General features: G+C 70.4%; 30 protein-coding genes. 17 read left to right on the top strand and 13 right to left on the bottom strand.

Annotated features, from left to right (window positions below; translation table 11 throughout):
- Nucleotides 1-8: 8 nt before the first annotated feature.
- Nucleotides 9-668, bottom strand: coding sequence for a formylglycine-generating enzyme family protein (locus H7827_RS20005; protein ID WP_432746790.1), 660 nt, complete (start codon nucleotides 666-668; stop codon nucleotides 9-11).
- A gap of 297 nt (nucleotides 669-965) precedes the next feature.
- On the opposite strand from H7827_RS20005, the gene H7827_RS20000 reads away from it, so the two are divergent.
- Nucleotides 966-1,589, top strand: coding sequence for a hypothetical protein (locus tag H7827_RS20000; RefSeq protein WP_432746789.1), 624 nt, complete (start codon nucleotides 966-968; stop codon nucleotides 1,587-1,589).
- Nucleotides 1,590-1,682: 93 nt separating this feature from the next.
- Here H7827_RS20000 and H7827_RS19995 read toward each other — a convergent pair whose 3' ends face one another.
- The 4 genes from H7827_RS19995 to H7827_RS19980 are packed head-to-tail and all read right to left on the bottom strand — an operon-like array spanning nucleotide 1,683 to nucleotide 3,164.
- Nucleotides 1,683-1,874 (bottom strand): DUF397 domain-containing protein, encoded by a 192-nt coding sequence (locus H7827_RS19995; protein WP_432746788.1) that lies wholly within the window; start codon nucleotides 1,872-1,874, stop codon nucleotides 1,683-1,685.
- A gap of 17 nt (nucleotides 1,875-1,891) precedes the next feature.
- A complete protein-coding gene (locus tag H7827_RS19990) occupies nucleotides 1,892-2,086 on the bottom strand; it encodes a DUF397 domain-containing protein (protein ID WP_432746787.1) in 195 nt (64 codons plus the stop codon).
- A gap of 38 nt (nucleotides 2,087-2,124) precedes the next feature.
- Nucleotides 2,125-2,325 carry a DUF397 domain-containing protein gene (locus tag H7827_RS19985; protein WP_432746786.1) on the bottom strand — a complete coding sequence of 67 codons (201 nt, stop codon included), beginning with the start codon at nucleotides 2,323-2,325 and terminating at the stop codon, nucleotides 2,125-2,127.
- An 8-nt stretch (nucleotides 2,326-2,333) separates the two neighbouring features.
- Nucleotides 2,334-3,164, bottom strand: coding sequence for a helix-turn-helix domain-containing protein (locus H7827_RS19980; protein WP_364239942.1), 831 nt, complete (start codon nucleotides 3,162-3,164; stop codon nucleotides 2,334-2,336).
- A 268-nt stretch (nucleotides 3,165-3,432) separates the two neighbouring features.
- On the opposite strand from H7827_RS19980, the gene H7827_RS19975 reads away from it, so the two are divergent.
- The 9 genes from H7827_RS19975 to H7827_RS19935 all read left to right on the top strand — a co-directional run bounded on the left by H7827_RS19975 (nucleotide 3,433) and on the right by H7827_RS19935 (nucleotide 8,124).
- The gene (locus H7827_RS19975) at nucleotides 3,433-3,849 is read left to right on the top strand and encodes an ATP-binding protein (RefSeq protein WP_364239940.1); all 417 of its coding nucleotides are present in this window, start codon (nucleotides 3,433-3,435) and stop codon (nucleotides 3,847-3,849) included.
- The gene (locus H7827_RS19970) at nucleotides 3,846-4,196 is read left to right on the top strand and encodes a hypothetical protein (protein ID WP_432746785.1); all 351 of its coding nucleotides are present in this window, start codon (nucleotides 3,846-3,848) and stop codon (nucleotides 4,194-4,196) included. The genes H7827_RS19975 and H7827_RS19970 overlap by 4 nt, the downstream gene beginning before the upstream one ends.
- Nucleotides 4,193-4,561, top strand: a complete 369-nt coding sequence (locus H7827_RS19965; protein WP_432746784.1) for a hypothetical protein — start codon at nucleotides 4,193-4,195, stop codon at nucleotides 4,559-4,561. The genes H7827_RS19970 and H7827_RS19965 overlap by 4 nt, the downstream gene beginning before the upstream one ends.
- A 107-nt stretch (nucleotides 4,562-4,668) precedes the next feature.
- Complete coding sequence (locus H7827_RS19960) at nucleotides 4,669-4,860, top strand: hypothetical protein (protein WP_432746783.1); 192 nt, start codon at nucleotides 4,669-4,671, stop codon at nucleotides 4,858-4,860.
- Nucleotides 4,844-5,368, top strand: coding sequence for a DUF6879 family protein (locus H7827_RS19955; RefSeq protein ID WP_432746782.1), 525 nt, complete (start codon nucleotides 4,844-4,846; stop codon nucleotides 5,366-5,368). The genes H7827_RS19960 and H7827_RS19955 overlap by 17 nt, the downstream gene beginning before the upstream one ends.
- A gap of 20 nt (nucleotides 5,369-5,388) precedes the next feature.
- A complete protein-coding gene (locus H7827_RS19950) occupies nucleotides 5,389-6,192 on the top strand; it encodes a helix-turn-helix domain-containing protein (protein WP_432746781.1) in 804 nt (267 codons plus the stop codon).
- Nucleotides 6,189-6,704 carry a DUF6879 family protein gene (locus H7827_RS19945; protein WP_432746780.1) on the top strand — a complete coding sequence of 172 codons (516 nt, stop codon included), beginning with the start codon at nucleotides 6,189-6,191 and terminating at the stop codon, nucleotides 6,702-6,704. The genes H7827_RS19950 and H7827_RS19945 overlap by 4 nt, the downstream gene beginning before the upstream one ends.
- A 179-nt stretch (nucleotides 6,705-6,883) precedes the next feature.
- Complete coding sequence (locus tag H7827_RS19940) at nucleotides 6,884-7,018, top strand: hypothetical protein (RefSeq protein WP_262832830.1); 135 nt, start codon at nucleotides 6,884-6,886, stop codon at nucleotides 7,016-7,018.
- Nucleotides 7,018-8,124, top strand: a complete 1,107-nt coding sequence (locus H7827_RS19935) for a hypothetical protein (protein ID WP_432746779.1) — start codon at nucleotides 7,018-7,020, stop codon at nucleotides 8,122-8,124. The genes H7827_RS19940 and H7827_RS19935 overlap by 1 nt, the downstream gene beginning before the upstream one ends.
- Nucleotides 8,125-8,200: 76 nt before the next feature.
- On the opposite strand, the gene H7827_RS19930 is transcribed toward H7827_RS19935, so the two are convergent.
- From H7827_RS19930 to H7827_RS19900, 7 genes are all read right to left on the bottom strand, one after another.
- On the bottom strand, nucleotides 8,201-9,274 hold the full coding sequence (locus tag H7827_RS19930; RefSeq protein WP_432746778.1) for an ABC transporter ATP-binding protein: 1,074 nt from the start codon (nucleotides 9,272-9,274) through the stop codon (nucleotides 8,201-8,203).
- Entirely contained in the window at nucleotides 9,274-10,101 is an 828-nt protein-coding gene (locus H7827_RS19925) for a carbohydrate ABC transporter permease (protein ID WP_432746777.1), read from the bottom strand. The genes H7827_RS19930 and H7827_RS19925 overlap by 1 nt, the downstream gene beginning before the upstream one ends.
- The gene (locus H7827_RS19920; protein ID WP_432746776.1) at nucleotides 10,098-11,000 is read right to left on the bottom strand and encodes a carbohydrate ABC transporter permease; all 903 of its coding nucleotides are present in this window, start codon (nucleotides 10,998-11,000) and stop codon (nucleotides 10,098-10,100) included. The genes H7827_RS19925 and H7827_RS19920 overlap by 4 nt, the downstream gene beginning before the upstream one ends.
- On the bottom strand, nucleotides 10,975-12,345 hold the full coding sequence (locus H7827_RS19915; protein WP_432746775.1) for an extracellular solute-binding protein: 1,371 nt from the start codon (nucleotides 12,343-12,345) through the stop codon (nucleotides 10,975-10,977). The genes H7827_RS19920 and H7827_RS19915 overlap by 26 nt, the downstream gene beginning before the upstream one ends.
- A gap of 79 nt (nucleotides 12,346-12,424) precedes the next feature.
- Entirely contained in the window at nucleotides 12,425-13,165 is a 741-nt protein-coding gene (locus tag H7827_RS19910) for a GntR family transcriptional regulator (RefSeq protein WP_386537572.1), read from the bottom strand.
- A gap of 34 nt (nucleotides 13,166-13,199) precedes the next feature.
- Nucleotides 13,200-14,246, bottom strand: a complete 1,047-nt coding sequence (locus H7827_RS19905) for a Gfo/Idh/MocA family protein (RefSeq protein ID WP_386537575.1) — start codon at nucleotides 14,244-14,246, stop codon at nucleotides 13,200-13,202.
- A gap of 32 nt (nucleotides 14,247-14,278) precedes the next feature.
- Entirely contained in the window at nucleotides 14,279-15,175 is an 897-nt protein-coding gene (locus tag H7827_RS19900; RefSeq protein ID WP_432746774.1) for a sugar phosphate isomerase/epimerase family protein, read from the bottom strand.
- A gap of 194 nt (nucleotides 15,176-15,369) precedes the next feature.
- On the opposite strand from H7827_RS19900, the gene iolC reads away from it, so the two are divergent.
- The 7 genes from iolC to H7827_RS19865 all read left to right on the top strand — a co-directional run bounded on the left by iolC (nucleotide 15,370) and on the right by H7827_RS19865 (nucleotide 22,312).
- Nucleotides 15,370-16,443, top strand: coding sequence for a 5-dehydro-2-deoxygluconokinase (gene iolC, locus H7827_RS19895; RefSeq protein WP_432746773.1), 1,074 nt, complete (start codon nucleotides 15,370-15,372; stop codon nucleotides 16,441-16,443).
- A complete protein-coding gene (locus H7827_RS19890; protein ID WP_432746772.1) occupies nucleotides 16,440-17,318 on the top strand; it encodes a Cgl0159 family (beta/alpha)8-fold protein in 879 nt (292 codons plus the stop codon). Before iolC ends, H7827_RS19890 begins: the two co-directional genes overlap by 4 nt.
- A gap of 27 nt (nucleotides 17,319-17,345) precedes the next feature.
- Nucleotides 17,346-18,233, top strand: a complete 888-nt coding sequence (gene iolB / locus H7827_RS19885) for a 5-deoxy-glucuronate isomerase (RefSeq protein WP_386537584.1) — start codon at nucleotides 17,346-17,348, stop codon at nucleotides 18,231-18,233.
- Nucleotides 18,230-20,110 (top strand): 3D-(3,5/4)-trihydroxycyclohexane-1,2-dione acylhydrolase (decyclizing), encoded by a 1,881-nt coding sequence (gene iolD / locus H7827_RS19880; RefSeq protein ID WP_432746771.1) that lies wholly within the window; start codon nucleotides 18,230-18,232, stop codon nucleotides 20,108-20,110. The genes iolB and iolD overlap by 4 nt, the downstream gene beginning before the upstream one ends.
- 17 nt (nucleotides 20,111-20,127) lie before the next feature.
- Nucleotides 20,128-21,621 carry a CoA-acylating methylmalonate-semialdehyde dehydrogenase gene (locus tag H7827_RS19875; protein WP_432746770.1) on the top strand — a complete coding sequence of 498 codons (1,494 nt, stop codon included), beginning with the start codon at nucleotides 20,128-20,130 and terminating at the stop codon, nucleotides 21,619-21,621.
- Nucleotides 21,622-21,791: 170 nt separating this feature from the next.
- Nucleotides 21,792-21,980, top strand: a complete 189-nt coding sequence (locus H7827_RS19870; RefSeq protein WP_030725159.1) for a MerR family transcriptional regulator — start codon at nucleotides 21,792-21,794, stop codon at nucleotides 21,978-21,980.
- Nucleotides 21,981-22,042: 62 nt separating this feature from the next.
- A complete protein-coding gene (locus H7827_RS19865; RefSeq protein WP_432748010.1) occupies nucleotides 22,043-22,312 on the top strand; it encodes a heavy-metal-associated domain-containing protein in 270 nt (89 codons plus the stop codon).
- Nucleotides 22,313-22,634: 322 nt separating this feature from the next.
- On the opposite strand, the gene H7827_RS19860 is transcribed toward H7827_RS19865, so the two are convergent.
- Entirely contained in the window at nucleotides 22,635-23,939 is a 1,305-nt protein-coding gene (locus H7827_RS19860; protein WP_386537627.1) for a citrate synthase, read from the bottom strand.
- Nucleotides 23,940-23,988: the final 49 nt, after the last annotated feature.

The following is a 23,988-nucleotide window of genomic DNA, read 5'->3' as shown; positions in this document are numbered from 1 at the left end:
CGCCGCCGCTAGGGCCGGGTCGGCGGGCCGGAGCGCGCGACGCGGAACCCCACGTCGTCGATCCGGAAGGTCGGGTGGCTGCGCCGCCGCACCGACGCCCGGCAGCTCCAGTGCTCGTCGGCCCACCCACCACCGCGCAGCACCCGGTAGGTGCCGTACACCTCGGCGTCGTAGAGGTCCCAGCACCAGTCCCAGACGTTGCCCAGCATGTCGTACAGACCCCAGCTGTTGGGCAGCCTGCCGCCGACAGCGTGGATGCGCCCCTCGGAGTTGCCCTGGTACCAGGCGACCTCGTCGAGCGGGCCGTACCGGGCACCGGTGCTCCCGGCGCGACAGGCGTGCTCCCATTCGGCCTCGGTCGGCAGCCGGTATCCGTTGGCGGAGGTGTCCCAGGCGGCCCGCTCGTCGTCAACGCTCAGCTCGTACACGGGAGTCAGCCCCTCGCGCTCCGACAAGGCGTTGCAGAACCGGACCGCGTCCCACCAGGAAACGCCCTCCACCGGCAGCCGATCGCCTGGGACGCTGCTGGGCCGCAGGCCCGTGACACGTGCGTACCAGGACTGAGTCACCGGGAACGCCGACATCCGGAACGGAGCGACCTCCACCGTCCACGTGCTCCGCGTCCGCCGGTCCGACAGTGTCACCCGCCCCGACGGAACGGCCACCATCTCGTTTGCTGCCCCCGCGTCCACAAGGGCCCACCCTATCGGCGTGGGCCACCGCTCTACCCGTTCGAATGGGCGCACGGACTCCGGGACAAGGTGGTCGCCACCCGGCGGTCGCGGCCGGACCGCGCTGCCCGCGAAGGGCAGCCCGATGAACGAAAGGGCCACCGCCGCGTTCGCGGGGACAGCGCCGTGAAACAGAACCCGGACATGGACGCCATCATTTGATGAACGCTCCTGACCTAGTGTTTTCCGTGTCAGTACGACACCACCCCACACCAGCACCTGATGGAGTCTCCGATGCGTTCGCGTCTCGCCACCCGCCCCGCCCGCCTCGTCCTGGCCGCCGCCGCGGCGGTCGCCCTGACCGCGACCATGACCGCCTGCGAGGACGACTCGGCCACCCCGGCCGCGCCCTCCACCGGCGGCTCGGACGGCGGCTCGGACAGCGATGACGCGACGGACGAGGACACCACCGACGAGGACGCGCCCGGCAGCGGCTACGAGGGCGAGCCCGTCACCCAGGGCTGCGGCACCACCGACCTGACCTTCACCGTCACCGAGGAGTCCCAGGCCGGCGGCTACTTCCTGGTCGCGGCCCAGGCCAAGGAAGGCATCAGCTGCACGCTGGAGGGCTCCTACCCGATGGCGTTCTTCGGTTCCTCCGAGGAGAGCCACGTCTCGCCCGCCGGGCAGGCCGTGGACGACAGCATCGAGATGTCCGGCGACACCATCGCCTACGCCGGCATCAACCCGAAGACCACCAACGACGACAACGGCGCCGAGTACGAGCAGGTCTTCATCAGCATCCTGGGCGAGGACGGCGCCAACGCCGTGGAGTTCCCGATCTCCGCCACCCTCGTCGACCAGCCCGTGGCGACCAACTGGAGCATCCGGGACATCGACGCCGTCCCCATGAGCTGACGCCGTTGCCGAGCGGCCGAAGCGGTACGCCAGGGTTGCGACCCGGCGGTCACGACGACCGCCGGGCGTCCGCCCGTTCAGGCGCGGCGGGGCTCAGCCCTTGACGTGCCGGAGGAACACGCTCCAGGCCGCCCCGGGGAACACGAACGCTCCCCGCGAACGGTCCTTGCTGTCCCCGGTCGCTATGAGTCCGTCGTGAGTTATCTGGGTTTCCAGACAGGCGCCCGTGTCACCGCTGCTGTAGCTGGACTTGCGCCACTGCCCTACCGGCAAGCCATGTCGCATGTGTCATCTCCGCGCGGCTACCTCTTCAGGTGGTTCAGAAACGCGGTCCAAGCTGGACCGGAGAGGACCGCCCCCGGGAGGGACGTGTCCTTGCTGTCCCGAACCACGACAGCGAACGCCTGCGGTAGCTCGGCGATCTCGACGCACTGGCCGTTACCGCTGCTGTAACTGCTTCGGCGCCATATGACCGGGCCGTGGGTGTGTTGCTCCATGCGACTCCCTCCGACGATGGTCTCCATGAGCCTGCCGCTCAGAACTGCGCCCGCCGGGTCGCGTGTACGAACGAGGTCCACTGGGCGACCGAGAACACGAACGCGCCTCGCGAGCGGTCCTTGCTGTCCCCGACCGCCACCAGGCCGTCGTCCGTCAACTGGGTCTCGATGCAACCTCCGCCAGCCGAGCCGGAGTAGCTCGACGTGCGCCACGCCGCTATCGGCAGGTCATATCGCATGGCTTCCCCTATGCGTGATCAAGTTCTGCCGCGATGGCAGAGATCAATTTCATCGACTCGGCAGAGGAAAGGGCTTGAGTCCGAAGGTGCTCCTCAGTGATCCGGTACGGCTCCAGACCTGCCGCTTCCTCGATGAAGAGCCTACTCGCCTTCTGTTCGAGAAAGACAATGTCCATGTGTGCGGGTGCGGGGTACACGAACCGCAGGAACGGGCCCTCCATGCTGGCGTGAGCGCCCGCGCTGTACGGGATGACCTGAATCGACAGGTGGGGTGGATTGGCGATGCTGACCAGCTTGCGAAGCTGCTCAGCCATCACGGACGGCCCTCCGACCTGACGTCGGATCGCGGCTTCGTCCAGGACACAGATGATGCGGGGCGACTGGGAACCCTCAAGAATCTTCTGCCGTTCGAGACGAATCTGCACTCCTTGATCCACTGAGGGGCCGTGTGGCTCCGGAGAGGCACTGATCACGGCGCGGGCGTAAGCCTCGGTCTGAAAAAGACCCGGGATCAGGCCAGATTCGAACTGGAAGATCTGGCTCGCCGTTGACTCAAGCTCGATCAGTTCCATGAGTTTCGGCGAGAGCACATCTTTGCGCTGCTGCCACCAACCACGCTTGCGGCTGTTCCGGTTGAGATCGACGAGGGCTTCGCGCAGGGTCTCGTCCTTGACCTCGTAGAGATCGAGCAGAGCCACCAGCTCCAGCCGGCTCATCCCGGTTTTCCCCGACTCGACCCGGCTGATCTTCGCGTCACTCGCATCAACGACGTCTGCGGCTTCCAACTGCGACTTGCCCGCCTGCTCACGCAGTCGGCGCAACTCCATGCCCAGCCGCATCCTGCGGACCGTCGTCACTGGCTGCCCCAAGACAACCTCCCTTGCGTCGGAGTGCGTTCGGCTCAGTGTGCCTCACTGGCCCGCTGCAAAGGAAAGCATTTCACTCCGTCGTGTGAATGAGATGCAAGTCTGCGACAGAGCCCCTTGCAGAGTCTCGCCGGCTAGTCCAGTCTGATTGCGCTGACGTTGCGCTTACACCCGGCTACAGCACGTGGCTCAACCTGCGCACGTCACAACGCCCCCTGTCAGCAGACACGTTGGAGGTGTGATGAGGAATCCGGTGCAGGTCACCAACAGCAAGAACGTGTACGGGCAGTCGTTAACGGCCTGTGCCGTCCAGGTCGAACGCTGGCGCTCGGTGGCCGCCGAGGTGGTGCGGGGCTGGGGCGGCGGGCGGGACTGCGTGGAGTTGGTGCGGCTGGGGGTTAGCGAACTGATCACCAACGTGGCGCGGCACGTGGAGAACCCCCGCTGTTATCTGCGCATGACCCGCATCGAACTGGAGGTCACCGTGCAGCTCTTCGACCGCTCCCGCCAACTCCCGGTCCTCCTAGGACATCCACCCGACTGGGACGCGGAAGGCGGACGCGGCCTGTGGATGCTGCGGGAGATGGCCGACGACTTCGGGTGCGAGCGCACCCACCGCTGCGCCGGGAAGATCGTGTGGTTCCGATGCGCGCTGTGAATCTCTCGCCCCAGGTCTGGGTGCAGACCGATGCGATCTCCGGGTGGGCGGAAGAAGGGGACTGCCTGATGTGTCAACGCTCGGGCGTCCTGGTGATGTGGCTCGGCCCGGTGGTCGGGTTCGGACGCAGCCGGCCGTTCCATGCCTGCGAGCCGTGCGCCACCCGGCTGGCGCGCTGGGTGCGCGGCGCCGAGCTCGAACCGCCCGCGCCCACCCCGCGTTCGGGCGGCGAGACCACCCATGAACGACGCTACGAGATCGCCGTCAACTCCGTTGCGGCGGTGACCATCTCCGGCCTTCTCTCCCTCACCTCCACCGCCGCCGGACTCTGGCTGGGGGCACGGTGAGGAGTCCCGTCACCGGCCCGGTCCTGGCGCGCGCACTCGCCGATCTCCTCACCGGGGCCCGTGCGACGACGGCCGGGCCCGAGGGGCGGCAGATCATCACGCTGGCTCTCACCACTCGCGGCGCCGACCTGTTGATCCGCACCCTGGCCGGAGCCGGACGCCTGTACACACCCGGCAGCCTGCTGTGGTGCGCCAGGCAACGACGCGTCGGCACGGCCCTCGCCCGCGAGCAACGCCTGGTCCGGCTGCGGGCCGTCGCCGACGACCTCCCCTTCCACGCCCCACCCGGCACCCTCCGGCCCGCCACCCTCCCCCAGATCCAAGCCGCCCTCGCCATACGCCACCGCTGGCACGGGCCCGACTGACCCGACTTTCCCGTTACGGAAACCGCATCGCCTTGTGCGCTGCGTAACGATCCTGCCAGGATCAGGACACGACGTGCACCGCCACGGACATGGGGGTTTTCATAGCAATGCGTGTGACGCAGCTGGTGAGTGAGTGCGAGCTCGGAGACTGCCCCACCCTCTACGCAACGGACCGAGGGACCTTGCTCGTGCAGGGAGAAACACCCCACGACCACGGCTTGCGGCTACCGGCACATGAGACGGTTGTGGAGATCCCGGTGGACCTGATCCGAAAGGCAATTCGTGACCAGCTCATCTGAGACCCTCGGGGACCTCTTCGCCACGTTCCAGCGGGAGGCGTTTCGGCTGGAGACACTGGATGTGTACAACATCCCCCGAAGCGCGGCCAACCTCCAGGCATTCCTGGACGGCAAGCCCCAGCCGGAGGGTTACAACGCCGAGTGGGTAGAGCAGATTCGCTCCCACACCAGCGTGGGGAGAAGGGTCTACCGCGTACACATCCTGTCCCGCCCGCTGACGCCTTACCTCAAGTACGAGCTGGGCTGGGGTTACCGGACGAACATCTCGGGTGGCGAGGAGTTCTTCATCCTCGACACGACAGACCGGCCCAACCCCCTGCCCGGGGTCGGTGACTTCTGGTTCTTCGACTCCGAACGCCCCGCGATCATGAATTACGACGAGACCGGCGCCTTCCTGGGTGCGGAGACACTGCCGGACAACCGGGCCGAGGAGTTCATCCGTTATCGGGAGACCGCCCTCGCGCATGCCCGGCCCTTCCCGGAGTGGTGGGCAGAGCACGGCGAGTGAACCGCGGACAGCTTGGGAGTGTGCTGCGGGAACTGCGGCTGGCCACGGGAAGACAGGCCAATGCCGTGGCCCGCAGCGCAGTCATGTCCCCGAGCAAGCTCAGCAAGATCGAGAACGGGAGACTCACCCCAAGTACCGCTGATGTCGAACTCATTCTCTCCGCTCTCGGCGTCACCGGCGACATAAGGGACCGGTATCTGGAGGTTGCCCGCACCCAGGCGACAGAGGCGCTCGCCTGGCGTCTCCTCAAGCGTTCGGGGGTGCACAAGGCACAGCAAGAGCTGAGATCCGTCGAAGCTCAGATGACAACGCTGCGACTGTTTCAACCCGCGCTGATCCCCGGCCTTCTTCAGACCCCGGAATACATGCGCGCGATTCTGAGCCGTCACGGGCTGAGCGAGGATTCCCTGCACCGCACCACGCTCGCGAGGCTGGAGAGGCAGGGCGTTCTCCACGATTCGGGCAAGTCGTTCTCCTTCGTCATCACAGAGACGGTGCTCCGATGGCTGATCGTGGAGGCCGATGTCATGGCGCGGCAGTTAGAACGGATCATCTCTCTGTCACGGCTGCCTCAGGTGGACATCCGGTGCGTGCCTCTCTCCGCCCGGCAGACAGACATCGCAAATCACTCCTTCGTCATCCGGGATGATCGCACCGTTACGGTCGAGACCATCCATGCCGAACTCACGGTCACCGACCCTCGTGACGTCGATCTTTATATTTCCAGATTCGAAGCATTTCAGCACAGTGCCCTGGCCGATGACGCCATGCGGTCCGCATTGAGCGCCATCCGCGTTGAACTTCTGAAAGGTGGGACCCCGTGATCACTGGCGAGGATTTCGGTCGACTGTTCCGCGACTTTCAGCGAACGGCCTTCCGGCTGGAAACGCTGAGCGTCTACGATGTGGCAGAGGAACAGGAGGAGTTCGCGGCGTTCCTGGCCGGCGAACCGATGGGCGATTCCTGGCACGACAGCCCTTGGGTGCGGTCGATGACCGACTTGGGGAAAGAGCTGTCACGCGTACATGTGCTCCGCTCGCCGCTCACGGATTACCTCCGGTACGAGCTGGCTGCCTACCCCGGGAACATCACCGCCGGTGAGAACATCGGGATCATCGACCTCGCGCATCAGGAGGTCAACGGGTTGCCGGATCACGACTTCTGGCTGTTCGACGATGCGGAGGTCTACCGCATGCACTATACGGACGCAGGGCAGTTCATCGGCGCGGAGTTGCTCCCGGGTGAGGCCGTTCAGCGTTATCAGGGATATCGCGACATCGCCCGCAAGTACGCCATGCCGCTCGCGGACTACCGCGACCAACTACCCCGGAATTGAGCGGTGGAGACCAGCGACACATGCCATCCACGCAACGCGGTCCAAGAATGCGCGCAGTGGGCGCATCCGGGACGCATCCGGGACTGATTCTTGACGCAACGGGAAAGTGGGTAGTCCGCCGATTTACGGGTGGGCATGCTGGTGGCACCGACAGCGAAGAATGAAAGGGAGTTGGTGTCATGAGCGGTAAGCACGGTGATGGCAAGGGTGGTTCCGAGGGGGATCAGCAGCAGTCGCCCCGGGAATCCGATGGGCAGTGGAAGCGTCCCGTTCCGCCCGCCGGGCCGCAGCAGCCCGGAGGCGGCAAGAAGTGATGTACACCGAGGACGCGGAGTATCAGCGGCTCGTCCACCGGATGGGTGAGAGCGGTGATCTCGCGGCGGGCTGGCGGGGGGCGTTTCTGCGCACCCCGCGCGGCTCCTTCGTACCGGACACCATCTGGGCCGAGGACGGGCCCAGCGGGTACCGGGCCGTCCGTCAGCACGAACAGCCCCGGGAATGGTGGGCGCGGGTCAACTCCGACGCCGTCGTGGTGACCCAGCTCGACGACGGGAACCCGGGCGGGCCGGGGGTGGCCACGAGTTCGGTCTCCATGCCCTCGCTCGTCGCCCGCATGCTCGGGCACCTGGACGCCCGGGCCGGCCACCGGGTGCTGGAGGTGGGTACCGGGTCCGGCTGGTCCACCGCGCTGCTCTGCGCCCGCGTCGGGGACGGGCAGGTCACCTCCGTGGAGATCGACGGCGCCGTGGCCCACCGTGCCGCCCTCGCACTGGATCGCGTCGGGCTCCGGCCCCGGCTGCTGGTCGGGGACGGGGAACTCGGCAGCGCCCAGCACGCGCCGTACGACCGGATCGCCTCCACCGCCGCTGTCGCCCGCGTGCCCTACGCCTGGGTCGCACAGTGCCGGCCCGGCGCGCTGATCGTGACGCCGTGGGGGACGCCGCTGTGCAACGCCGGGTTGCTCAGGCTCCGCGTCGCCGACGACGGCACCGCCGAGGGGCGGTTCGTCGACAGCGTGCACTTCATGTGGGTGCGGGGGCAGCGCCCTCCTCCCAACGAGCCCGGGTGCGGCGGTGAGGAACGCGGCTCGGTGACCGCCCTGCGGCCCCAGCACGTACTCGATTCCGTACACGCCGCCTTCGCCATCGGGCTGCGGGTGCCCGGCGTGCGGTACCGCGAGAAGTGGAACGGCTCGGACCCGCACGGGACCTGGCGGCTGGTGCTGTGGGACGAGGGAGGGTCCCGGGCCCTGGTCCGCGCCGACGGGGCGGTCCGGCAGAGCGGGGCGCGCGACCTCTGGGACGAGGTCGCGGCGGCCCGGCAGTGGTGGGACGGGGCCGGACAGCCCTCGCTGACCGCGTTCCGGGTGCGGGTCGGACCGGAAGGGCAGCGGGTTCTGCTGGGCCAGGCGTCGCCGTAGAGCGAGCGGGGGCGCAGGGGGGCCATGTTCGGGCCGCCGCGCGCCGGATGCGGGCCCCCGCCGTGCTACCGCCCGTTCACAGCAGTTCGCCGTCGCGGTAGACCAGGACGCGTTCGGGGCGCGGTATCGCGTACCCCCGTTCGCCCACCGTCACCGGGAGGTCCTCCGGGACGGTCACCTGGAGCGAGGCGCCGGCCTCCTCGGAGTCCAGGGTGAGGAGTTGGGTGCTGCCCAGGTTCTCGATCACCGTGACCCGTCCGGGCAGTGACCCCGGGGCGTGGTGCGTGGTGTAGCGCAGGTACTCGGGGCGGATGCCGTACACCACCTCGGCGCCGTCCGGCAGGGGGCGGGCCCCCTCCCCCATCGGCCCCGGCAGCAGGACCCCGGCGACGCTCACCCACGCGCCGCGCACCGTGCCGGGCAGCAGATTCATCGGGGTGGAGCCGATGAACGAGGCCACGAAGGTGTTGGCCGGTCGGCGGAAAACCTCGGTGGGGGTGCCGAGTTGGCGGATGCGGCCGTGTTCGAGCACGGCGATCCGGTCGGCCAGGGCCAGTGCCTCCGCCTGGTCGTGGGTGACGAAGACAGTGGTGACGCCGAGTTCGCGCTGGAGCCGCTTGAGGAAGGTACGGGCCTCCAGGCGCAGCCGCGCGTCCAGGTTCGACAGCGGTTCGTCGAACAGGAACACGCTGGGGCGCACCGCCATCGCCCGGGCCAGCGCCACCCGTTGCTGCTGGCCGCCGGACAACTGTCCCGGGCGGCGCGCGAGGTAGTCCAGCAGCTCCAGTTCGCCGGCGACCTCGGCCGCCTTCGCCGCGCGCTCGGGCCCCGGCACCTTCCTGATCCGCAGCGGATAGCCGATGTTGTCGCGCACCGTCATGTGCGGGAAGAGCGCGTAGTCCTGGAAGACCATGGCCACGTCCCGCTTGCCCGGGGGCAGCGCGGTGACGTCCCGCCCGCCGATCGCCACCGTGCCGCCGGTGGCGGCCTCCAGGCCGGCGATCGTCCGCAGCAGTGTCGTCTTGCCGCATCCCGAGGGGCCCAGCAGCGCGAAGAACTCCCCGTCCGGCACCACGAGATCCAGGGCGTCCAGGGCGGTGACGTCCCCGGGGTAGACCTTGGTCAGCCCGGTCAGTGAGATGGCCGCCATCAGCTCTTGATCCCTCCGTGGAAGCGGAAGCCGTAGCGGGAGCTGACGAACAGGAACATCAGCACCACCGGCAGCGAGTACAGCAGCGAGAAGGTGGCGATCAGCCCGAGGTCGGGCTGCCCGCCCTCGGTGTAGAAGGTGTACATGACGACCGCCGCCGGGGATTTCTCCGGCGAGCGCAGCAGCAGGAACGGGATGAGGAAGTTCCCCCACACCTGGGCCACCGACCACACCCCGATGGTGGCCAGCCCGGGGCGTACCAGGGGCACCACCACGTGGCGGACGATCTGGAGCGGCGAGGCGCCGAAGACCCGCGCGGATTCCTCGTACGAGCGGGGCGTGCCGTCCATGAAGTCCTTGAGGATGAAGATGGCGCTGGGCAGCAGTCCGCCGCCCATGACCAGGATCACGCCCAGCTGGGCGTCGATGAGCCGCAGTTCGTGGGCGAGGTTGAACAGCGGCACCATGGCGGCCGTGCCGGTCACGATGGAGGACAGCAGGAGCAGGACGTACAGCAGCGCGTCGCGGCCGGGCAGGCGCACCCGGCTCAGGGCGTACGCGGCCAGCGCCGCGGTGACCACCACCAGGGTGCCGGTGCCGGCCGCCAGCAGCGCCGAGTTGCGCAGCGAGCGCAGCGCGCTCGGGTTGTCGAGCAGTTGCCGGAAGTTGTCGAGGGTGAAGGACGGCAGCGAGGCGGCGATGGTGGGAGTGCGGTCGAAGGGTGCGAATGCCAGCCACAGCAGGGGCAGGGAGAAGAACGCGAGCAGTACGGAGAGCGCGGTGTAACGGGCGAGGGTCCGCAGGGTGCGGGTGACGGTCTCGTTCACGCGGCGGGCTCCTTGCTCCGGGAGCGCAGCAGCCGGACGTACACCAGGGCGATGACCAGGTTCGCCAGCAGCATGAGCACCGACAGGGCCGCCCCGTAGCCGAGTTCGCCGCCCTGGAGGGCGGTGCGGTAGAGCAGCACCGGCATGATCTCGGTGCGGTTGTCGGGGCCGCCGCCGGTGAGCAGGAACGGGGTGAAGTCGTTGAAGGTCCACAGGCTGATGAGCAGCAGGTTGGTGAGGACGTGGCCCTTGATGCGGGGCAGGACGACGTCCCGCAGCTGCTGCCAGGTGGACGCCCCGGCCAGCCGGGCGGTCTCCAGCTGCGAGGGCGGGACGTTCCCCAGGGCCGCCGCGTAGAGCATCATCGAGAAGGCGGTGCCGCGCCAGATGTTGAAGACGATGATGGACGCCATGGGGTGTTCGAGCAGCCAGGCGGTGCCGGGGGTGCCGAGCAGGGCGTTGAGGGTGCCGTCGTCGCGGTCCAGCAGGGCGATCCACAGGAACGCGACCACCGAGCTGGGCAGGATCCAGGCCAGCAGCACCAGTGATTCGACCAGGCGCCGCAGCAGGCCGGTGCGGTGGCGCAGCAGCCAGGCGATGCCGAAGCCCAGCAGTGCCTGGCCCAGGACGGCGGAGCCGATGACGAATTGCAGGGTGAGCCACAGAGAGTCGGTGAACCGGTCCTCGTTCAGGGCGCGTTCGAAGTTGTCCAGGCCGACGTTCTGCGGGTCGGCGGCGGACAGTCCGGTGAGCCGATAGTCGGTGACGCCCAGGTAGAGCGTCCACAGGGCGGGGAACAGCAGGAACGCGGTGATCAGCAGCAGTGCGGGGGCGGCGAAGGCGCCGGCGCGGCCCCGGCCGAGGCCGGCGGCGTCACCGCCCGGCGACGTGCTCGGCACCGCCGACGACCCCCGTGAGTGCGTCCTGGTACGCCTGCGCCACCGCCGCCGGGTCGCCGCCGGAGATCACCTCGGCGGTGGCCTCCTGCAACAGCAGCGACACCTGCGGATAGGCGGCCAGCGGCGGGCGGTAGAAGGTGTACGGCAGGACCTCGCCGGCGACGAAGGACAGCATCGGATCGCCCGCCAGTACCGTCTCGTTGACGTCGGTGCGGGCGGTGATGCGGGCGTCCTGACCGCTCATGGCGGCCTGGAGGGCCTCCGCCGAGTTCATGAACGCCAGGAGTTCGAAGGCGAGATCGGGGTCCTCTCCGGCGGGGTTGAGGACGCGGACGCTGCCGCCCGACATGCTGACGAAGTCCTGTCCGCCGGCCCCGGCGCCCGGGGTGACGGCCGGGATCTTGGCGTAGCCGACGGCGGTGTCGCGCTCGGCCATCGGCGCCGTGCCGCTGTCCGGGTCCAGCACGCCGCGCCACAGGTAGTCGCCCTCGGCGAGGATGCCGACGCGGCCCTCGGCGAACCGCTGGAAGGACTTGTCGCGGCCCTGCGCCTCCTGCTGGAGCAGCGGGTCGCCCAGGCCGCCGCCGTACACCTCCTCGTACAGGCCGAGTACCTGGTCGAGCGCGGGTCCTGCGCCCGTCCAGGTGCCGTCCTCGTGGATCTGCGCCCCGGCACCGGCCAGCAGCGGCAGCACGCCCTGCATGGTGGTCGCCTCGCCCATGGCGGTGCCGCCGTTGAGCTGGATCGGGATCACGCCGTCCAGGCCGCTCAGTGCCCGCCCGGCGTCGAGGATCTCCGCCCACGAGGTGGGCTGCCACGTGGTGGGCAGTCCGGCCTGGGCGAACAGCTCCTTGTTGTAGTAGAGGACGCGGCCGTCGGTGCCCCAGGGGATGCCGTACAGCTCGTCCTCGAAGCCGGCGAGTTGCCGTACCGCCTCGGGGATCTGGGCCCAGCCGTCCCACTCCAGCTGTCCGGCGGTCAGCGGCTCGATGTAGCCGGCCTGCGCGAACTCACCGACCCAGATGCCGTCCAGGGTGATGATGTCGGGGCCCGCCCCGGCCTGGAGGTCCAGGGCGGTCTTGGTCTTGTACTGCTCGTCGTCGACACCGCTGGGTTCGAAGGAGACCGAGACCTCGACCCCGTTCGCCGCCTGCGCCTCCTCGAAGCGGGGGATCACCCAGTCCTCGATCCACGCGGCCTCCTCGGCGTTCTTGCCGCCGGCCACCGCGTTGGCGCTGATGGTGAGGTGCGCCGAACCGTCCCCCGCCCCGCCGCCCGATCCTCCGCAGCCGGTCAGCAGCAGTCCCAGGACCACCGCCCCGCCCGCGTACGACACCGCCCGCATCGCCCTCAGCCCCTCTCCGCTGCGAGACGCCTGATGAGGGAGAAGTACCCGAGGAACGGATCACCGTAAAGGGCTGCCGTCAGGGACGGATGAGGAGTTGCAGCTCAAACGTGTAGCGCGAGGCACGGTAGAGGTGCGCGCCGTACTCGACCGCCCGCCCCGTGTCGTCGTAGGCGGTGCGTTGCATGGTGAGCAGCGGGGCGCCCGGCTCCTCCTCCAGGATCGCCGCCTCGGCCGCGGTGGCCGCCCGGGCGCCGATGGACTGCCGGGCGCTGTGCAGGGTGGTGCCCGCGCCGCGCATCAGCCGGTACAGGCCGGTGGCCTCCAACTCGTCCTTCGTGAGCGGCATCAGGTCGAGCGGCAGGTAGTTGCGCAGCCGGGCGATGGGGTCGGCGCCGTGGGTGAGGCGGAGCCGTTCCACGCGCCGTACGGGGGCGCCCTCGGCGATGCCGAGCGCCGCGGCGACCTCCGCGGGTGCCTCGGTCTCCTCGATGGCCAGCACCCGGGTGGCGGGCCGCTGGCCCGCCGTCTCCAGGTCGTCGTAGAGGCTGCTCAGTTCGAGGGGGCGCCGGATCTGGCTGTGCACCACCTGGGTGCCGACGCCGCGGCGGCGCACCAGCAGGCCCTTGTCGACCAGGACCTGGATGGCCTGCCGGACGGTGGGGCGGGAGAGCCCGAGCCGTCCGGCCAGCTCGATCTCGTTGCCCAGGAGGGTGCCGGGCAGCAGCTCGCCGCGTTCGATGGCGGCCTCCAGTTGCTGGGACAGCTGGAAGTACAGCGGTACCGGACTGCTGCGGTCGATGCGGAACGCCAGGTCCACCCGGGGTCACCCTCTCCTGAACACCGTGCTCCGATCAGTTTGTCCTGACATACGATACTGGGCTGTAGAAGGCGGGCCGTTCGATCATCTCGACCTCCGTGCGCTGCCCGCTGCGCTGTGCCGCCACCCCCGCCGCGCACCCGGCCGCCGCCGCGTACCCGTCCCAGGCGCTGGGCCCGGTCACCCGCCCGGCCCGGGTGGCGTCCACCCATTCCCGCACCTGCTGGTCGTACGCGTCGGCGAACCGCCCGGTGAAGTCGTCCGCGATCTCCCCGCCCCACCGCCCCGCCGTGTTGGCGAGCAGCCCGTGCGCGTCGCCGATGCGGGCCGTGCCGTGTTCGCACACCGCCTCGGCCTGCACCTGGTAGCCGAAACCGCAGTTGACGAAGATCTCCACGTCCACGAGCGCGCCGCCGCTCGTCTCGAAGATGATCAGCTGCGGATCGCCGAGCCCTTCGGGAGCGGCGGCCGAGGGCGTGGGCCGCAGCACCGTCACGGCCGTCAGCTCCTGCTCCAGCAGCCAGCGCGCCGCGTCCATCTCGTGCACCACCGAGTCGTTGATGAGCATCTCGGTGGTGAACAGCGGGTGCGAGACAGTATTGCGGTGCCGGCAGTGCAGCATCAGGGGCCGCCCGTGCGTGCCGCCCGCCAGCAGCCGCTTCAGTTCCCGGTACTCGCGGTCGAACCGCCGCATGAAGCCCACCTGGATGCGCCGGTGGCCCAGCGCCTCCTCGGCGGCCATCACCCGCAGCGCGCCCTGCGGGTCGGGGGTGAGCGGCTTCTCGCACAGCACCGGCAGGTCCCGCTCCAGCGCGGCGAGCAGCTGCTCCTCGTGCGCGGCCCCGGGCGAGGCGATGAGGACGGCGCCGACCCCGGGCGCGTCCATCGCGGCGGCAGGATCGGTGTGCGCGGCGCAGTGCGGCCCGACCGTACCCGCGACCTCCTTGGCCCGGACCTCGTCCACATCGGCGACGGCGGCGACATGGGCTCCGCTGATGAGCCGTTCGATGCGCCGCACATGGTCGGCACCCATCCGCCCGGTGCCGAGGACGGCGATGCCCAGCGAGTTCTCTGTGTTCACAACGAGCCTTTCGGTGCGGGTGCGTGCTGCCGCTACGCGCCGCAGGAGCGCAGGTAACGGCGGGTGCGGGTGGCGATGGGGAGCGGGGCGTCGGGCGAACAGGGGTACATGTCCTGCTCGACGATGGCGAACAGCTCCACGCCCAGGCCCTGGGCGGCGGCCAGCACCGGCGGCAGATCGGGCAGCCCGTGCGGCGGTTCGCACATGACGCCGCTGGCCACCGCCGGACCGAACGGGGTGCCCTGCGCCCGGACATCGGCCAGGATCGCCGGGTCCACCTGCTTGAGGTGCAGATAGCCGATCCGCTCCCCGTAGGTCTTGATCAGCCGGACGCTGTCGCCGCCGCAGTACGCGTAGTGCCCGGTGTCCAGGCACAGGCTGACGGCGTCCGGGTCGGTGGCGTCCAGGAAGCGGGTGACGTCCCGCTCGGTGGCCAGGTGGGTGTCGGCGTGCGGGTGGACGACGATGGTCAGCCCGTACCGCTCGCGCACCTCGCGCCCCAGCCGTTCCATGCCGGCGGTCAGCTCGCGGAACTGGTCGGGGCTCAGATGTTCGGGGTCGGTCTGTTCGCCGGTGACCGAGTCGCGCCAGAACTCGGGGATCACCACCAGGTGGGCGGCGCCCATCGCCGAGGTGAGCGCGGCGACCCGGGACACGTGCTCCCAGGTGGCGTCCCACACGGCCGGGCCGCGGTGCAGCGCGGTGAAGACCGTACCGGCCGAGAGGGTCAGCCGACGGCGGGTCAGTTCGTCGCCCAGCAGGGCCGGATCGGTGGGCAGGTAGCCGTACGGGCCCAGCTCGATCCACTGGTAGCCCGCCTCGGACACTTCGTCGAGGAAGCGTTGCCAGGGGGTCTGCTGCGGGTCTTCGGGGAACCACACGCCCCAGGAATCGGGGGCGGATCCGATCCGGATGCGGTCGAGGTCCATGCGCGAGCCTGCCTTCCGTACGTCGTCGGTGTCGTCGGGTCGTCCGGGTGGTCGCGGTCCACACCGGTAACGACCGTACCTCTGGGGGAGTATGGATGTCATTATGTAAAGACAAACCATTGACAGCCGCTCCCGCCCCGTCTACATGTGGGGGGCGATCAGCGTGTCAGGACAACCGGAGGGAGCAGTTCCGCATGGGCATGGACCTCATCACCATGGGACGCATCGGGGTCGATCTGTACCCGCTCCAGACCGGGGTGCCGCTGTCCGAGGTCGAGACGTTCGGCAAGTTCCTGGGCGGCTCCGCCACCAATGTGGCGGTGGCCGCCGCCCGGCTCGGACGGCGCTCGGCGGTCATCAGCCGCACCGGCGCCGACCCGTTCGGCGACTACTGCCACCGCGCGCTGCGCGAGTTCGGCGTCGAGGACCGGTGGGTGACGGCGGTGGAGGACCACCCCACCCCCGTCACCTTCTGCGAGATCTTCCCGCCCGACGACTTCCCGCTGTACTTCTACCGCCGCCCCAAAGCGCCCGATCTGGTCATCCACCCGCACGAGCTGGACCTGGACGCCGTCCGCGCCGCCCGGATCTTCTGGATGACCGGCACCGGGCTGAGCGAGGAGCCCAGCCGCACCGCCACCCTCGCCGCGCTGGCCGCCCGCGACCCGGACCACCCGGACCACGTCGCCACCGTCTTCGACCTCGACTGGCGCCCGATGTTCTGGGGCGAGGCACCCGAGGACCGGGCCAGGCCCCGGTACGCCGAGGCACTCGCGCACGCCACCGTCGCCGTCGGCAACCTCGCCGAATGCGAGATCGCCACCGGGGAACGCGAACCGCGCGCCGCCGCCGAGGCGTTGCTGGCCGCCGGGGTCGAACTCGCCGTCGTCAAACAGGGCCCGGCCGGCGTCCTCGCCCTGCACCGCGACGGCCGCGCGGCCGAAGTGCCGCCGCACACCATCGAGGTGGTCAACGGCCTCGGCGCCGGCGACGCGTTCGGCGGCGCGCTGTGCCACGGACTGCTGGCCCGCTGGGAGCCGCACCGCCTCACCCGGTACGCCAACGCCGCCGGGGCCGTCGTCGCCGCCCGGCTCGCCTGTTCCACCGCCATGCCCTACCCCGCCGAGGTCGAGGCCCTCCTCGCCGGCCACGCCCCCGCACCCGACGCCCGCCCCGACCCAGCCACCGACACCGGCGCCGGCGCCGACGCCGACCCAGCCACCGACAGCGGCCACGATCAAGGCCCCGTGAAAGCGAGCCACCCGTGAGCATCACCATCCCCAACCTCGTCACGGTGCGCGCCCAGCACCCCGAGGCGATCGCCGAGGCGGCGGCACGGCGCGAACGCCGCCCGCTCACCGGCGACTCGGGGCGGCTGATGATCATCGCCGCCGACCACCCGGCGCGCGGCGCGCTCGCCGTGGGCGGCGACCGGCTCGCCATGGCACACCGCGGCGACCTGCTGGAACGGCTCGTGCTCGCGCTCTCCCGCCCCGGCGTGGACGGCGTCCTGGGCACCGCCGACATCCTGGAGGACCTGCTGCTGCTCGGCGCCCTGGAACACAAGGTCGTCATCGGCTCCATGAACCGCGGCGGCCTGGCCGGCGCCGCCTTCGAACTCGACGACCGCTTCACCGGACACCGCGCCGAGGACCTCGCCCGGATGCGCTTCGACGCCGGCAAGCTGCTGCTGCGCATCGACTACGCCGACCCCGGCTCGCTCGCCACCCTGCACTCCACCGCCCGCGCCATCGACGCCATGGCCGCACACCGGCTGCCGGTCTTCGTCGAGCCGTTCCGCTCCCGCCGCATAGACGGCAAGGTCACCAACGACCTCGGGCCCGAGGCCGTGGCCACCTCCATCGCCATCGCCTCCGGTCTGGGCGGCACCTCCGCGTACACCTGGCTCAAGGTCCCGGTGACCGCCGACCCCGGCGACATGGCGCGGGTGATGGAGACCTCCACCCTGCCCGCCGTCCTGCTGGGCGGCGAGGTGCACGGCGATCAGGAGGGCGCGTACGAGAAGTGGCGCACGGCGCTGCGGCTGCCGACCGTACGCGGCCTGGTGGTCGGCCGTTCCCTGCTGTACCCCGCGGACGGCGACGTCGCGAAGGCCGTGGACACCGCTGTCTCCCTGCTCTGACGCTCCGCCGAGACGAAAGGCACCCCCGTGAGAACCAGGACAGCCCACCGGCCCGCCGGTACCGCGTCCTTCGGCCCGTATCCGGTGCACATCACCCCGCAGGACGCCGGCTGGGCGTACTGCTCGCTGCGCGTGGCGCACCTGCCGCCCGGCGGCACCGACACCTTCGCCACCGGCGACAGCGAGTGGATCGTGCTCCCGCTGGCCGGCGGCGCCGAGGTGAGCGTGGACGGCCAGGAGTTCACGCTGACGGGCCGCGAGAGCGTCTTCACCTCGGTCAGCGACTTCGTGTACGCGCCGCGCGACGCCGAGGTGACGCTGCGGGCCCCGGCCGGCGCCGGTGTACGGCTCGCCCTGGCCGGTGCCCGCTGCACCCGGCGGCTGCCCGCCCGGTACCGGCCCGCCGCCGGCGTCCCGGTCGAACTGCGCGGCGCCGGGGCCTGCTCCCGGCAGGTCAACAACTTCGCCGCCGCCGACACCTTCGAGGCGGACCGGCTGATCGCGGTGGAGGTCCTCACCCCCGGCGGCAACTGGTCCTCCTATCCCCCGCACAAGCACGACGAGTTCCGGGCCGAGCAGGAGTCCGAGCTGGAGGAGATCTACTACTTCGAGATCGCCGGGGCCGGCTTCGGCTACCAGCGGGTCACCCCCTCCGGGCACGGCAGCGGCACCGACGTACTCGCCGAAGTACGCGACGGGGACGTGGTGCTGATCCCGGACGGCTGGCACGGCCCCTCCATCGCGGGCCCCGGCCACGACATGTACTACCTCAACGTCATGGCGGGCCCCGGCGCCGAACGCGCCTGGCTCATCAGCGACCACCCCGACCACGCCTGGATCCGCGACGACTGGCGCCACCAGGCCGTCGATCCCCGGCTGCCCCTCTACCGCGCCCCGGAGGTGACGCCGCGATGACCACCACGATCCGGCTGACCGTCGCCCAGGCCCTCGTCCGCTTCCTCGCCGCCCAGTACACCGAGCGGGACGGGGCACGGCAGCGGCTCATCGACTCCTGCTGGGGCATCTTCGGCCACGGCAACGTCGCCGGCCTCGGCCAGGCCCTCGTCGAGTCCGGCCAGGGCCCCGACGCCCCGCTCCCCTTCCACCAGGGCCGCAACGAACAGGCCATGGTGCACGCCGCCGTCGGCTTCGCCCGGCAGCGCGACCGGCTCTCCGCGCAGGCCGTCACCACCTCCATCGGCCCCGGCGCCACCAACCTCGTCACCGGCGCGGCGCTGGCCACCATCAACCGGCTGCCGGTACTGCTGCTGCCCGGCGACACCTTCGCCACCCGCCCCGCCGACCCCGTGCTCCAGCAACTCGAACACCCCGGCGCCGGCGACCTGTCCGTCAACGACACCCTGCGCCCGGTCTCGCGCTGGTTCGACCGGGTGCACCGCCCCGAGGCGCTGATCCCCGCCGCCCTGGGCGCGATGCGGGTGCTGGCGGACCCGGTGGAGACCGGCGCGGTCACCCTGGCCCTGCCGCAGGACGTCCAGGCGGAGGCGTACGACTGGCCGGCCGCGTTCTTCCACGAGCGGGTGTGGCGGGTGCCGCGCCCGGGGCCTGACCCGGACGCGCTGGCCCAGGCGGCGGCGATGGTACGGGCCGCGCACCGGCCGCTGCTGATCGCCGGCGGCGGGGTGCACCACAGCGCGGCGCAGGACGCGTTGTGCGCGCTGGTGGACGCGACCGGCATCCCGGTGGCGACCACCCAGGCCGGCAAGGGCGCGCTGCGCCACGACCACCCCGGGGAGGTGGGCGGGGTCGGGCACACCGGGACGGCGGTGGCCAACGACCTGGCCCGCACCGCCGATCTGGTGATCGGGATCGGCACCCGGTTCACGGACTTCACCACCGCCTCCCACACCCTGTTCGCCGACCCGGCGGTGCGCTTCGTCCATCTCAACATCGCCTCCGCGGACGCCCACAAGCTGGCCGCGCTGCCGCTGGTCGCCGACGCCCGCACCGGGCTGCGGGAGTTGTCCGGGGCGCTGGCCGGGTACCGGGTCGAGCCGTCCTGGGCGCGGACGTACGTGGCGGGCAAGGAGCGCTGGGAGGCCGTGGTGGACGCCGCCACCGCGCCCCGCGACGACACGGGGCCGCCCACCCAGCCGCAGGTGCTCGGGGCGCTCGCCGCGACCGTCGGCGACGAGGACGTGATCATCAACGCGGCCGGTTCGCTCCCCGGCGATCTGCACAAGCTGTGGCGGGCGCGCTCGCCGCGCCAGTACCACCTGGAGTACGGCTACTCCTGCATGGGTTACGAGATCCCGGCCGCCATCGGAGTGGCGCTGGCCGCCCCCGAGCGCGCGGTGTGGGCGCTGGTGGGCGACGGCACGTATCTGATGATGCCCACCGAGATCGTGACGGCGGTGCAGGAGGACCTTCCCATCAAGCTGGTGCTGATCCAGAACCACGGCTACGCGTCGATCGGCGGCCTGTCGCAGGCCACCGGTGCCGAGCGGTTCGGTACGGACTACCGCTTCCGTACGGCGGACGGCGCCTACCACGGGGCGCCGCTGCCGGTGGATCTGGCGGCCAACGCCGCCTCGCTGGGCATGACGGTGCTGCGCGCCCACTCCTGCCAGGAGTTGCGCGAGGCGCTGGCGGTGGCGCGCGAGGCGCGGGGCCCGGTCGCGGTGTACGTGGAGACCGACCCGGACTCCAACGCGCCGGACGCGCAGGCGTGGTGGGACGTGCCGGTGGCCCAGGTCGCCGGCCGGCCGGCGGCCGTCGGGGCGCGGGCCGGGTACGAGCGCGAGGCGGCCGCCCGCCGCCGCTATCTGTGAGGAGAACGGACCACCCCATGAGGACCATCGGTCACTTCATCGACAACAAGCCGGTGGCACCCGCTTCCGGCCGGTACGCGCCCGTTTTCGATCCGGCGACGGGGCGGCAGCCGGCCCGGGTCGGGCTGGCCTGCGAGGCGGAGGTGGACGCGGCGGTGGCGGCGGCCCGGGCGGCGTTCGTCTCCTGGCGCGCGACGCCGCTCGCGCGCCGTACCGCGCCGCTGTTCCGCTACCGGGAACTGCTGGACGCGCGCCGAGACGAGCTGGCCCGGCTGATCACCGCCGAGCACGGCAAGGTGCACGCCGACGCGCTGGGCGAGGTGGCGCGCGGGCTGGAGATCGTGGAGCTGGCCTGCGGCATCCCGCAGCATCTGAAGGGGCAGTTGTCGACGCAGGTCTCCAGCGGGGTGGATGTGGCGTCCATCCGGCAGCCGCTGGGGGTGGTGGCGGGCATCACCCCGTTCAACTTCCCGGCGATGGTGCCGCTGTGGATGTTCCCGCTGGCCATCGCCTGCGGGAACACCTTCGTGCTGAAGCCGAGCGAGAAGGACCCGAGCGCGGCGCTGCGGCTGGTGGAACTGGCGGCGGAGGCCGGGTTCCCCGAGGGCGTGCTGAACGCGGTCAACGGCGACAAGGCGGCCGTGGACCGGCTGGTGGCGCACCCGGACGTGGCGGCGGTGAGCTTCGTGGGTTCCACGCCCGTGGCGCGGGCGATCCAGCGCGGTGCGGTGGAGCACGGCAAGCGGGTGCAGGCGCTGGGCGGGGCGAAGAACCACATGCTGGTGCTGCCGGACGCCGACCTGGACGTGGCGGCGGACAACGCGATCAACGCGGCCTACGGCAGCGCGGGCGAGCGCTGCATGGCGGTGTCGGTGGTGGTGGCGGTCGGGGACATCGGGGACGCGCTGGTGGCGCGGATCGCCGAGCGGGCGGCGGCGCTGCGGATCGGTCCCGGCAGCGATCCGGACTCCGAGATGGGGCCGCTGATCACCGCCGAGCACCGGGCGAAGGTGGCCTCGTACGTGGCGAGCGGCCGGGCTCAGGGCGCCGATGTGGTGGTGGACGGGACGCGGTACACCGTTCCCGGGCACGAGGAGGGCTTCTTCCTCGGGGTGTCGCTGCTGGATCACGTGACCCCGGGAATGGACGCGTACCGGGAGGAGATCTTCGGTCCGGTGCTGTGCGTGGTGCGGGCCGGCTCGTACGAGGAGGGTCTTGAGCTCATCAACTCCTCGCGCTGGGGGAACGGTACGGCGGTCTTCACCCGGGACGGCGGCGCGGCGCGCCGCTTCCAGCTGGAGGTGGAGGCCGGGATGGTGGGGGTGAACGTGCCGATCCCGGTGCCGGTGGGGCACCACTCGTTCGGTGGCTGGAAGGACTCGCTCTTCGGGGACCAGCACATCTACGGGGAGGACGGGGTGCGGTTCTACACCCGCGGCAAGGTGATCACCACCCGCTGGCCCGACCCGGCGGACGGCGGGATCAATCTGGGCTTCCCCAGCGGACACTGACCATCGTTCGATGGCATCAGCCCACTATCGGGGATGGGCAACAGCCGTCTCCATTACGCGCCTTCGCCGTCACAGCTGATCAACAGGGCGCTGCGGCGCGCCGCCCCGCGGGCCGGGGCGGCGCAGGCTCGGTGGTGATCATCAACGCCGAGTGCGAAGAGGTGTGGACGATGGCAGATCGAGGACTGTGGTCGTACAAGGAGATCGCCGCACACATCAAGGTGCAGCCGGACACGGTGCGCTCGTACCGCAAGCACGGCCTGCTGCCGCCGCCGGACGTGACGGAGGGCGGCAAGCCCTTCTGGTACCCGCACACCATTGAGCTGTGGGTGAGCCGGCGTCCGGGCAGCCGTCGCTGAACCGTGTGCCGCGCGATACCCCCACCGGGTAGCTAGATACCCGGTGGGGGTATAAACTCGGGCTGTCGGCGGGCGGCACCGAGCGGCCCCTGGAGAGGAACGAGGATCCTTCCATGAGCACCACGACCTACCAGGTTTCCGGCATGACCTGCGGGCACTGCGAGTCGTCCGTGCGCAGCGAGCTCTCCGCGCTGGAGGGGGTGAGCGAGGTGACCGCCAAGGCGAGCAGCGGACTGGTCACCGTTGTGTCCGAGACCCCGCTGGAGGAGGAGGCCGTCCGGGCTGCGGTCGACGAGGCGGGCTTCGAGCTGGTCGGCCCCGCGGCGAGCTGAGCGAGCGGAGAGAGCGGCGGCCGGACAGGACGCCGGACCACAGCGCCGGACCAGGGCGCGGAAACGGAAACGCGCCCCGCAGCGGGTCCCCCCACAGGGCCCGAAGCGGGGCGCTTCCTGCCGTCCGTTCGAAGCGTCCCCCCACGGGACCCCGGCCGGACGACCGACGGCGTGAATCCAGCCGAATTCGCGCTGTCGTTGCCCGGTTAGACCCGCCAACCGGCAAAAGGTTGCACGCCCGGTGATGTGACCTGCATCACATCACCGGGCGTGCTCCGTTCCGTACCCCGAAGGCCCCTCCCGGACGACGTCCGGGGGAGGATTACCGCTGCTCGACGGGCACGTAGTCGCGCTCGACGTCACCGGTGTAGATCTGCCGGGGGCGGCCGATCCGCGAGCCGGGCTCGGTGATCATCTCTTCCCAGTGGGCGATCCAGCCGGGCAGCCGGCCGATCGCGAACAGCACGGTGAACATGCTGGTCGGAAAGCCCATGGCCCGGTAGATCAGACCGGTGTAGAAGTCGACGTTCGGGTAGAGGTTGCGCGAGACGAAGTACTCGTCGCTGAGCGCGTGCTCCTCCAGGCGCAGGGCGATGTCCAGCAGCTCGTCGGACTTGCCCAGCGCGGACAGCACATCGTGCGCCGCCGCCTTGATGATCTTCGCCCGGGGGTCGAAGCTCTTGTAGACGCGGTGTCCGAAGCCCATGAGGCGGACACCGTCCTCCTTGTTCTTCACCTTGCGGATGAAGGCATCCACATCGCCGCCACTGGCCTGGATCGACTCCAGCATGTCCAGGACCGCCGCGTTCGCGCCACCGTGCAGCGGGCCCGAGAGCGCGTTGATGCCGGCCGACACGGAGGTGAAGAGATTCGCCTGCGAGGAGCCGACGAGCCGCACCGTGGAGGTGGAACAGTTCTGCTCGTGGTCCGCGTGCAGGATCAGCAGCTTGTCCAGCGCGTCGGTGACCACCGGGTCCGGGACGTACTCCTCGGCGGGGACCGAGAAGGTCATCCGCAGGAAGTTCTCCACGTAGCCCAGGTCGTTGCGCGGGTAGACCACCGGCTGGCCCACGGACTTCTTGTACGCGTAGGCCGCGATCGTGGGCAGCTTGGCCAGCAGCCGGATCGCCGAGATGTGCCGCTGCTTCGCGTCGAACGGGTCGTGGCTGTCCTGGTAGAAGGTGGACAGCGCGCTGACCACGGAGGACAGCATCGCCATCGGGTGCGCGTCGCGCGGGAAGCCGTCGTAGAAGCGCTTGACGTCCTCGTGCAGCAGCGTGTGCGTGGTGATCTCGTTGCGGAAGGTCGCCAGCTCGTCCACGGTGGGCAGCTTGCCGCTGCGCAGCAGATAGGTGGTCTCCAGGAACGAGCCGCGCTCGGCGATCTGCTCGATCGGATAGCCCCGGTAGCGCAGAATGCCCTGCTCACCGTCGAGATAGGTGATCGCCGATTTATAGGCCGCGGTGTTGCCGAAACCGGAGTCCAGGGTCACCAGACCGGTCTGGGCCCGGAGCTTGCTGACATCGAAGCCGGTGTCCCCGATGGTGCTGTTCACAATCGGGTAGCTGTAGGTGGCGCCGTCGTAGTTCAGTTCTACGGACTGCGCGCCGTCGCGGTGTTCGCTCACGTCATCCCTCACCGACGTTGTCCTCTTCTTCGAGGTCCTTCGAGTTTCC

It is taken from the genome of Streptomyces sp. JH002, assembly GCF_050916115.1.
Taxonomy (GTDB): Bacteria; Actinomycetota; Actinomycetes; order Streptomycetales; family Streptomycetaceae; genus Streptomyces; species Streptomyces xiamenensis.
Note: the sequence above shows the minus strand (reverse complement) of the source record. Positions and strands in the feature narration are given on the sequence as shown.

Excerpts from the sequence above, each read along its gene's own strand:
- H7827_RS19875 (WP_432746770.1), top strand. The coding sequence starts at position 20,128 with ATGAGGACCATCGGTCACTTCATCGACAACAAGCCGGTGGCACCCGCT.
- H7827_RS19990 (WP_432746787.1), bottom strand. The coding sequence starts at position 2,086 with ATGGAGCAACACACCCACGGCCCGGTCATATGGCGCCGAAGCAGTTAC.
- H7827_RS19900 (WP_432746774.1), bottom strand. The coding sequence starts at position 15,175 with ATGGACCTCGACCGCATCCGGATCGGATCCGCCCCCGATTCCTGGGGC.
- H7827_RS19935 (WP_432746779.1), top strand. The coding sequence starts at position 7,018 with ATGTACACCGAGGACGCGGAGTATCAGCGGCTCGTCCACCGGATGGGT.
- H7827_RS19960 (WP_432746783.1), top strand. The coding sequence starts at position 4,669 with ATGCGTGTGACGCAGCTGGTGAGTGAGTGCGAGCTCGGAGACTGCCCC.
- H7827_RS19985 (WP_432746786.1), bottom strand. The coding sequence starts at position 2,325 with ATGCGATATGACCTGCCGATAGCGGCGTGGCGCACGTCGAGCTACTCC.
- H7827_RS19915 (WP_432746775.1), bottom strand. The coding sequence starts at position 12,345 with ATGCGGGCGGTGTCGTACGCGGGCGGGGCGGTGGTCCTGGGACTGCTG.
- H7827_RS20000 (WP_432746789.1), top strand. The coding sequence starts at position 966 with ATGCGTTCGCGTCTCGCCACCCGCCCCGCCCGCCTCGTCCTGGCCGCC.
- H7827_RS19940 (WP_262832830.1), top strand. The coding sequence starts at position 6,884 with ATGAGCGGTAAGCACGGTGATGGCAAGGGTGGTTCCGAGGGGGATCAG.
- iolD (WP_432746771.1), top strand. The coding sequence starts at position 18,230 with ATGACCACCACGATCCGGCTGACCGTCGCCCAGGCCCTCGTCCGCTTC.
- iolC (WP_432746773.1), top strand. The coding sequence starts at position 15,370 with ATGGGCATGGACCTCATCACCATGGGACGCATCGGGGTCGATCTGTAC.
- H7827_RS19995 (WP_432746788.1), bottom strand. The coding sequence starts at position 1,874 with ATGCGACATGGCTTGCCGGTAGGGCAGTGGCGCAAGTCCAGCTACAGC.
- H7827_RS19870 (WP_030725159.1), top strand. The coding sequence starts at position 21,792 with ATGGCAGATCGAGGACTGTGGTCGTACAAGGAGATCGCCGCACACATC.
- H7827_RS19980 (WP_364239942.1), bottom strand. The coding sequence starts at position 3,164 with ATGCGGCTGGGCATGGAGTTGCGCCGACTGCGTGAGCAGGCGGGCAAG.
- H7827_RS20005 (WP_432746790.1), bottom strand. The coding sequence starts at position 668 with ATGGTGGCCGTTCCGTCGGGGCGGGTGACACTGTCGGACCGGCGGACG.
- H7827_RS19975 (WP_364239940.1), top strand. The coding sequence starts at position 3,433 with ATGAGGAATCCGGTGCAGGTCACCAACAGCAAGAACGTGTACGGGCAG.
- H7827_RS19930 (WP_432746778.1), bottom strand. The coding sequence starts at position 9,274 with ATGGCGGCCATCTCACTGACCGGGCTGACCAAGGTCTACCCCGGGGAC.